The organism is Streptomyces sp. NPDC048275 (genome assembly GCF_040652275.1).
Lineage (GTDB): Bacteria > Actinomycetota > Actinomycetes > Streptomycetales > Streptomycetaceae > Streptomyces.
On sequence record NZ_JBEZLR010000199.1, the window covers coordinates 1 to 5,470 of the forward strand.

At 66.1% G+C, this 5,470-nt stretch carries 7 protein-coding genes and 1 pseudogene; 5 read left to right on the forward strand and 3 right to left on the reverse strand.

Going from position 1 to position 5,470, the window contains the following annotated elements; genetic code table 11:
• Positions 1-801: 801 nt before the first annotated feature.
• From AB0D57_RS46975 to AB0D57_RS46985, 3 genes are all read left to right on the forward strand, one after another.
• Positions 802-1,035 carry a hypothetical protein gene (locus AB0D57_RS46975; RefSeq protein ID WP_362088652.1) on the forward strand — a complete coding sequence of 78 codons (234 nt, stop codon included), beginning with the start codon at positions 802-804 and terminating at the stop codon, positions 1,033-1,035.
• The gene (locus AB0D57_RS46980) at positions 1,035-1,307 is read left to right on the forward strand and encodes a hypothetical protein (protein ID WP_362088653.1); all 273 of its coding nucleotides are present in this window, start codon (positions 1,035-1,037) and stop codon (positions 1,305-1,307) included. Before AB0D57_RS46975 ends, AB0D57_RS46980 begins: the two co-directional genes overlap by 1 nt.
• A 66-nt stretch (positions 1,308-1,373) precedes the next feature.
• On the forward strand, positions 1,374-1,901 hold the full coding sequence (locus tag AB0D57_RS46985) for a hypothetical protein (RefSeq protein WP_362088654.1): 528 nt from the start codon (positions 1,374-1,376) through the stop codon (positions 1,899-1,901).
• Here AB0D57_RS46985 and AB0D57_RS46990 read toward each other — a convergent pair.
• The 3 genes and pseudogenes from AB0D57_RS46990 to AB0D57_RS47000 all read right to left on the reverse strand — a co-directional run.
• Positions 1,838-2,026, reverse strand: a pseudogene (locus AB0D57_RS46990) (Ku protein); the annotation flags it as partial. The gene AB0D57_RS46985 and the pseudogene AB0D57_RS46990 overlap by 64 nt on opposite strands.
• Complete coding sequence (locus AB0D57_RS46995; RefSeq protein WP_362088655.1) at positions 2,023-2,439, reverse strand: hypothetical protein; 417 nt, start codon at positions 2,437-2,439, stop codon at positions 2,023-2,025. The pseudogene AB0D57_RS46990 and the gene AB0D57_RS46995, both read right to left, overlap by 4 nt.
• 66 nt (positions 2,440-2,505) lie before the next feature.
• Positions 2,506-2,658 carry a hypothetical protein gene (locus tag AB0D57_RS47000; RefSeq protein WP_362088656.1) on the reverse strand — a complete coding sequence of 51 codons (153 nt, stop codon included), beginning with the start codon at positions 2,656-2,658 and terminating at the stop codon, positions 2,506-2,508.
• A 264-nt stretch (positions 2,659-2,922) separates the two neighbouring features.
• On the opposite strand from AB0D57_RS47000, the gene AB0D57_RS47005 reads away from it, so the two are divergent.
• Together AB0D57_RS47005 and ltrA are read left to right on the forward strand one after the other, a co-directional pair.
• Entirely contained in the window at positions 2,923-3,285 is a 363-nt protein-coding gene (locus AB0D57_RS47005; protein ID WP_362088657.1) for a VOC family protein, read from the forward strand.
• 730 nt (positions 3,286-4,015) lie between these two features.
• Positions 4,016-5,401 carry a group II intron reverse transcriptase/maturase gene (ltrA, locus tag AB0D57_RS47010; protein WP_362088658.1) on the forward strand — a complete coding sequence of 462 codons (1,386 nt, stop codon included), beginning with the start codon at positions 4,016-4,018 and terminating at the stop codon, positions 5,399-5,401.
• The last annotated feature ends 69 nt before the right edge of the window (positions 5,402-5,470 follow it).

Here is a 5,470-nt window from a genome sequence, read left to right on the forward strand (position 1 = left end):
GGACTCGTTCGTCATGTCCATACGGACCAGGACGTAGCCCGGGAGCTTGTTCTGCCGCGGTTCGCGCCGCAACGGCTGCCAGCCAGGCCGCTACCGTGCTTGAGCAGGCCGCCGAGGAATTTCCCGACTTCGACGACACCATCATGGAACTCTGCCGCTGAACCCTGGGAACCTGTCCTGCGCGGTCAAACTCACCTGGCAAACGGTCAAGATCACCTGTCAGCAGACACACACGCTCCCGAAAAGCGTCACGCCGCCTCGAATATTTTCCCTTATGTCCGCTTCTCGGGGTCCGTGAGCCTCCCCAGGGCGGAATTCGAGGCAGAGCGTGACACTTTTGATGATGCCTCGCGCGCACTCGTGGGCAGTACAGAACGTAACGATGGCGGCGGCCGGTCCGGTACACGGTGTGCGACGGCCACGCGATGACCGCCCGCACGCAGATCACCAACGGCCAGGTCGTGCCCGGCCTCCCTGCCTGAACAGTCCGGCCGATCTGTGTCATCGACCCCTGTTTTCCCAGGTGGGCATGGTCATCTGTGTCACTGTTCAGCTGATCTGTGTCATCGCGCGGGCGGACCCCGGCGGCCCCCGGCCCCCGGCGCCCGGCCCGGAACCTGGGTCCCTGGGTCCCGGGACCGGTGTTTTCCCAGGTGGAAACGGAACGCGTTGGAGCTGGGCCCACCTGGGGTGTCTGGGTCTTGCACCCTCGTGCGAGCCGGTTCGTCCGGAGTGGTCCCCAGGGCCCTGGGCGGCCGATACCGTGGGAGCAGACGCCAGTTCTTCCTCCTGGAGCCCTCGATGAGCGAACAGCCGGCCCCCGCCGACCACGCCCGGCAGCAGCTGGAGCCCGCGGCCGCCGACGCGGTCCGCGCGTACGCGGCCAAGACCCGGGCCAGCGCCGACCAGTTCGCCGCCGTCCTGGAGGACATCGCGGAGAACGGGCTGCCCTCGGTGGAGGACTGCACACCGTGGGAGGAGCTGCGCGAGGCCCACCTCACCCGACTCGCCGCGCAGCGCCCGGCCGTCGCCTGATGGCCCCGCAGCACGGCCCCCGCCGCGCCCGGATCGCCTTCTCCGACTCCGCCGCCAAGCAGCTGGAGAACATCACCAGCGAGGCGGAGATCCACGCCCTGGACCGCGCCCTGGTCGTCATCTCCGTCGACCCGGACGTCGGCGAGCCGATCCCCGGCGACACCACCAGCCCCCAACTGCGCCAGTACGCCGACGAAGTCGAGTCCGTCCGGGTCCTGTACTTCGTCACCGCGCTGCACACCGTGGTGGTCGTGGCGTACATCGAGGTCTAGGGCCTGTCCGGCGGATCATGCCGGAGACGCGGGGTCTGACACGCCGATCTGCGGCGTTGTCGTCGGTTGCCGACGCTCCGCGTCGACGCCCACCGCCAGCTCACCGCGCTGCGCACCGTCGTGCAGTGCAAGGCGAAGGCGACGGCACTCCGGGAAGGTCCGGCCGCGGGCGACGGGCCTGGCACAGCCTGGGTCGCGTTCCTGTGCCCCGTGCACTGCGAGGGCCTGCCCGAGTGGCCGGCCACGCAGACCCATGCCGGTCAGCACTCGATGCCGTGCGGAACCGTCCTGGACTTCCGGCCGACCGAGCAGGTGCTCCAGTCGCACGCGGACCTGTGGCTGACGCCCCTGACCGGAGTGCGCCCGGAGACGTACGGCGGTGTCTGGTCCGACGTCCGGGACCAGGCCGAGCGGGTGCTGAGCGAGCACCTGGAGCAAGACGGCGACGCCGATGAGGACGGGCCCTGCGGCTCGATGAATCCCACCACCGTGATCGTGTGCTTGGTCGGAAGCGGCAGGCGGGCGAGGTCGTCCTCGGAGAGCGGCAGCATGCGACCGTCCGATAGGGCGACACCGCGCCCGACCTCGGAATAGGGGATCTCGCGGCCCTCCGCAGCACAGAAGCGGCGGTGCTGAACACAGCTGCCGTCTGCGGTGTGGATCTCATGGAGCCGCACGGTGTGCGCTTCGGTGGCCGCGAACAGTTGGACCGGGATCACGACGCGAGCAGTCCGGACAGCACGGCCGTATCGGTTGCCTCGTCAAGGATCTGATCCACGGTGAACTCGCCCGTGCTCGCCAGCTCCTGCGCCCGCTTGATGGCCTGTGCTGGATCGTCCAGCAGTTCAGTGAGGAAGTCCGCACGAGTGTCTGCCAGAGCGATGGCTGCACACTGCATTAGGGGCTGACTGGGGGTCATACGCGGTGGCTGTGGGGCCTTTGTGTCCTCGTATCCCGCCTGGACCAAGACCCGTTCCGCCTCAGTTGTGGCGCATCGCGCGGCGAATGTCCGCTCGTCCTCATCCTTCTCTTGGGTGACGGAAGCCGGCCAGCGCGCGGCGTCCTGAGCACGTGCTGTGTCCACCCGGGTACTGGCGGACTGGCAGAGGCCGGCAAGCAGCCCGAGGTTCACGGGGACGTCGGTCTGTGTGGGCGGGGCCTCGGCGACCGGCCTGTACACCTCACCGGCGGCTTGTCCTCAGTCGCCGATCAGTTCGGTGAGGGTAGCGAGCAGCCATGCGTGCCGACGACGGCGTGCGAGCGGCTCCGCGCAGTTCGGTGCGGTCACCCCGCCAATGCCTCGTTCGGGCAGCGGATCCATGGTCAGTACCTCTTTGATGAGTAGAAGCATGAAAGCGCCCGGCTCCTTCTCGCGCGGTGTCAGGCTCGCCGTGCACGACGAGTCGCCCTGAGGCCACATACGCCGCCTCGAGAACTTCCGCCTCAGCTATCCCAGGCTGACTCGCCCTCCAGGCAGGGACCAAACACTACTGGCGGGACAAAACGCTCTTTCAGGGCCTGTTGCGAAAGTACTGGTGCGGTCTGGCCGCGATTTGGTAGCGGACCGAGCGGAGCTCCAGGCATGCTCGCGTGCATGGTTTCGGTAGTGTAGAACGTGGCGATCGACTGTGCGGATGCCTATGAGCTGGCTCGGTTCTGGAGCGAGGTGCTCGGTTGCCCGCTGCATCCGGAGGACAAGCCGGGTGCCCCGGAGACTGAGGTGAGGCTGCCGGAGGGGCCGCTGCTGCACTTCAACCAGGTGCCAGAACCGAAAACGATCAAGAACAGGGTTCACCTGCGCCTGCGCCCGAAGACCTCGCGCGAGGAGGAGGTCGAGCGGCTGCTGAACCTCGGTGCCACCCTCGTCGCCGATCGCCGGGAACCCGATGGTGCAGGCTGGGCCATCCTCGCGGACCCTGAAAGCGATGGATTCTGCATTCTCCGCAGCGAGACCGACCGCGCAGCGATGTCTTCTTGAGGTTCACACGCTCACCGGCCGGGTTCCTCGCCGTAGCTGGTCACAGCCACTCGTTGATGGCGGCAGCGAGCACAGTTGCTTCGTGGTGGACCGCGAGCTTGTCGTACCTCGTGGGTGCGCCACGAGGCGCCAGTGCGCCGTGAGGCGCGGTGAATCGAAGGAGGTGCAAGACCTCCTCGCCAGGCTGTCGCAGCAGCTTGGTGGGAGCTGAGCGCAGTCCGACCCAGGAGGCGCCGGGGAGGGCGGGAAGCAGCGCTGACAAAGCCGGGACTGCTCGGAACTACCAGACGGGCCGGGTCCGGCGAGCGAGATCAGAGGGCGTACGAGAGGAACCAGTGGTAAAGCTCCGTAAGCGTGGCACCGGCTCAAATCTGGTGGATATGGGCCGGGTTGCAGTGCACAGTCCGTTCGCTGAACGGACTGACTCCGTAACCGACTTGGCGTGTCGGTGGGGAGGCCACGGTGAAAGCCTGCGGCGTAACCGTGGCGATGCTGCCGGGGCAAAGCTGGGCGCCGGACTGATCGATCGATTCACCGTGAACACGGGAACCGTCCCACGTCGTTCCCCGGGCCCGGAATCCATCCGGGCCGGTGGGATAGATACGTCGTCTGTTGAAGGCGCGGGACGGGGCGGAGGCCCCGTAGTAGTCCGAGCGGACGAGAGGTCCGTGCATGGCGAAGGGGGCCAGCAAGTCGGCAGTAAGGACGCTGGAATGCCGGGAGGCCGTTGGTGAATACCGACGAACTGGAATACGTCTTACTCAAGGCGGAACGCCGGGTACTGGAAATCCAGACCAAGCTGCACCGTTGGGCCAGTGATGACCCTCATCGCAGGTTCGATGATCTGTACAACCTCGCCACGGACCCGGGCTTCCTGCTGGTGGCCTGGGACCGGGTGCGGAACAACAAGGGCGCGCGCACGGCGGGAGTGGACGGCGAGACCGCCTACTACATTGAGTCCGTGCGCGGGCTGGAAGGGTTCCTTTCGGAACTGCGGGAAGATCTCAAAGCCCGCTCTTTCCGGCCTCTACCGGCTCGGCGGCGCGCGATTCCCAAGGCTGGCGGCAAGGTCCGCTATCTGGGGATCGCAACCATCCGTGATCGGGTCGCTCAGGCGTCCTTGAAACTGGTGTTGGAGCCAATTTTCGAGGCGGATTTTCTCCCGTGTTCCTACGGATTCCGCCCGAATCGCCGGGCTCACGATGCGGTGGCTGAGGTGCATCATTTCGCATCCCGCTCGTATGAGTGGATTGTTGAGGGTGACATCAAAGCCTGCTTCGACGAAATCTCGCACTCCGCTCTCATGGACCGGGTGCGGGAACGTGTCGGAGACAAACGCGTCCTGGATCTGGTGAAGGCGTTCCTTAAAGCGGGCATCCTCGATGAGGACGGCACCCTGGTGGATACCAACGCCGGGACTCCGCAAGGGTCGATTCTTTCCCCGTTGCTGAGCAATGTGGCTCTCTCGGTCCTGGACGAGCATATCGCCCAAGGTCCGGGCGGCCCCGGAGCCAGCCCGTATGGAAGGGCAAAGCGGCGCCGTCAAGGTCTGCCCAACTACCGCCTCGTGCGGTACGCGGACGACTGGTGCCTGCTCGTTTCTGGCACCGAAGCGCATGCCGAATCCCTGCGGGAAGAAATCGCCCGGGTCCTCTCTGAGATGGGCCTGCGCCTGTCTCCAGAGAAGACCCTGATCACCCATATCGACGAGGGCCTCGTCTTCCTCGGCTGGTGCATCCAGCGCCACCGCAAGCGAGGCACCGGCAAACGGTACGTCTACGTCTATCCGGCCAAGAAGGCCCTGGCGGCCGTCATGGCCAAGGTGAAGACGATCTGCCGGCGGAGCATGAACCTGTCGCTCGAAGACCTGCTGCGTCAGCTCAACCGGATGCTGCGGGGCTGGACCGCGTACTTCAAGTACGGATGCTCGAACGCGACTTTCAGCTATCTGAGGGCCTACCTCTGGAAGGAGATCATCAGATGGCAGGAGCGCAAGCACAAGCGCGTGCCTTGGAAGGTACTGCGCCGACGCTACGGCATCTGGCCCGCCGAGGGCGGGATGGAACTGTTCGATCCGGCAAGGGTGAGCGCCAACCTCGATTCGTCAGCGGTCTGATCGGTCTCGCTGATTCGGCGCCTTGCCCCGGTTTGTCCGACTGGTCGGTATAGGGGCCTTCGCATGCGC

Coding starts and splice junctions, on each gene's coding strand:
- AB0D57_RS46975 (WP_362088652.1), top strand. CDS start 802: ATGAGCGAACAGCCGGCCCCCGCCGACCACGCCCGGCAGCAGCTGGAG.
- AB0D57_RS46980 (WP_362088653.1), top strand. CDS start 1,035: ATGGCCCCGCAGCACGGCCCCCGCCGCGCCCGGATCGCCTTCTCCGAC.
- AB0D57_RS47000 (WP_362088656.1), bottom strand. CDS start 2,658: ATGCTTCTACTCATCAAAGAGGTACTGACCATGGATCCGCTGCCCGAA.